Here is a 2,269-nt window from a genome sequence, read left to right on the forward strand (position 1 = left end):
GTCTCCACCCCCGGCGGCCAGGAGGGCGGCCCGCCCGGCGTCACGAGCGGTACCGCAGGCCCGTTCTCGCGGCCGCGCTCGCCCTCGTCACCCTGGCCGGGGCCGCACATCTGTACGCGAGCCGGCCGCAGCCCCCGCCCGCTCCCCCGCCGCCGTACCCGTCCCAGGCCGTCGGCCTCGCCTACGCGGGCCCGGTGGCCGTGCCGTCCGGCGCCCCCGTCGGCGTCTTCGGCTTCGCGGTGCTGCTGAGCGTGCGGTCCGGACCGCCCGTGACCGTGACCCGGCTTGCCCAGCCCTACGACGGCGTGACGGTGACGTCGTCGCCCACTGCGCCTTTCCAGACAAAGTCGCATTCAGCGCGAAAGATCATTGTCACGCTACGGGTGACCCAATGTGAAAAAGCACCCCGGAATGCCGGACTCCCTTTCCTGGATGTAACGCTGCGTAATGCGCGCGCAATGCAGACCCACAGTTTCATCCTGGGTCCGCGCTACACGGAGGACCTCACCCAGGCCCTCGAGATCGCCTGCAGTGACGATTCCAGGTAATCACCAAAACACGTCAGACACCTGAACGCGAGCCGTGGGTCCTGCGCGTTCTCACCATGCAGACAGGGCGAATCGGCCTGAATTCCGCCCTTCCCCCCAGTCAGTACCGCTCTGCATTACCCGGTGTCATAACAAGAGCGTCACAGCATGTGTCGAACCCTCCTCCACGTTGTCCACACCCGCTTAGAGTCACGGCCAGTCACCGCGCAGTCGGATTGTCACTTCGGCTTGTCATCTCGGCTTGTCACTTCGGCCCCGCGCTCGACTCGGCCGCCTCCACCGGGAAGCGGCCGTGCCAGGGAAAGGACAGATCGTGCGTCAACGTTCGCTCATCGCCATCACCGCCGCTCTGGCGGCGGGAGCGCTCACACTCACCGCCTGCGGCTCGCGCGACGACGACGGCGGCGGCTCGGACTCCGGCAACGGCGGCGGCACCACCGTCGTCATCGGTGTCGACGCGCCGCTGACCGGCGACCTGTCCGCGCTGGGCCTCGGCATCAAGAACTCGGTGGACCTCGCGGCCAAGATCGCCAACAAGGAGAAGACCGTCGACGGCATCACCTTCAAGGTGGAGTCCCTCGACGACCAGGGCCAGCCGTCCGTCGGCCAGCAGAACGCCACCAAGTTCGTCGCCAACGACGACGTCCTCGGCGTCGTCGGCCCGCTCAACTCCTCCGTCGGCGAGTCGATGCAGAAGGTCTTCGACTCCGCGAAGCTGGTCGAGGTCTCCCCCGCCAACACCAACCCCGCGCTCAGCCAGGGCGTCGACTGGCAGACCAAGAAGGTCCGGCCGTACAAGTCGTACTTCCGCACCGCCACCACCGACGCCATCCAGGGCCCCTTCGCCGCGGAGTACGTCTACAACGACTCCAAGAAGCGCAAGGCCTTCATCATCGACGACAAGAAGACCTACGGCGCCGGTCTCGCCGCCACCTTCACCGAGGCGTTCAAGAAGCTCGGCGGCCAGGTCGTCGGCACCGAGCACATCAACCCGGACACCAAGGACTTCAACGCGGTCGCCACCAAGGTCAAGAACTCCGGCGCCGACGTCGTCTACTACGGCGGCGAATACCCGCAGGCCGGCCCGCTCAGCAAGCAGATCAAGGCAGCCGGAGCCAAGATCCCGCTGGTCGGCGGCGACGGCATCTACAGCGCCGACTTCATCAAGCTCGCCGGCGCCGGCGGCACCGGCGACCTCGCGACCTCCGTCGGCGCCCCCGTCGAGGAACTCCCCTCCGCCAAGGAATTCGTCGCCAACTACAAGGCCGAGGGATACAAGGAGGCCTACGAGGCCTACGGCGGCTACTCCTACGACTCCGCCTGGGCGATCATCGAGGCCGTCAAGAAGGTCGTCGACGACAACGACGGAAAGCTCCCCGACGACGCCCGCAGCAAGGTCGTCGACGCCATGCAGAACGTGTCCTTCGACGGTGTGACCGGCAAGGTCTCCTTCGACGAGTTCGGTGACGCCACCAACAAGCAGCTCACCGTGTACGCCGTCGAGAACGGTGACTGGGGCTCCGTGAAGTCCGGTACCTACAACGGCTGACCCCCTCAACGCACCACACCTCACGAGCCGCGGGGGGGGGGGGGGGGCCGCGCCCCCCCCCCCCCCCCCCCCCCCCCCCCCCCCGCCGCCGCGGGGGGGGGGGGGGGGCGGCGGGCGGCCGCGCGGGCCGGGAGGCGCGCGCCCCCCCCGGCCGCGCCCGGACCCCCCGCGG

Annotated in this window: 2 protein-coding genes; both read left to right on the top strand. The window is 68.8% G+C overall.

All coding sequences use genetic code 11. The features are described 5' to 3' along the window. A partial coding sequence (locus HZS56_RS37625; protein ID WP_253915546.1) for a Tat pathway signal sequence domain protein occupies positions 1-548 on the top strand: 548 nt, incomplete at its 5' end. Between the two features lie 313 nt (positions 549-861). Further along, complete coding sequence (locus HZS56_RS37630) at positions 862-2,097, top strand: branched-chain amino acid ABC transporter substrate-binding protein (RefSeq protein WP_216725296.1); 1,236 nt, start codon at positions 862-864, stop codon at positions 2,095-2,097. Positions 2,098-2,269: the final 172 nt, after the last annotated feature.

It is taken from the genome of Streptomyces mayonensis, assembly GCF_018982965.1.
Taxonomy (GTDB): Bacteria; Actinomycetota; Actinomycetes; order Streptomycetales; family Streptomycetaceae; genus Streptomyces; species Streptomyces mayonensis.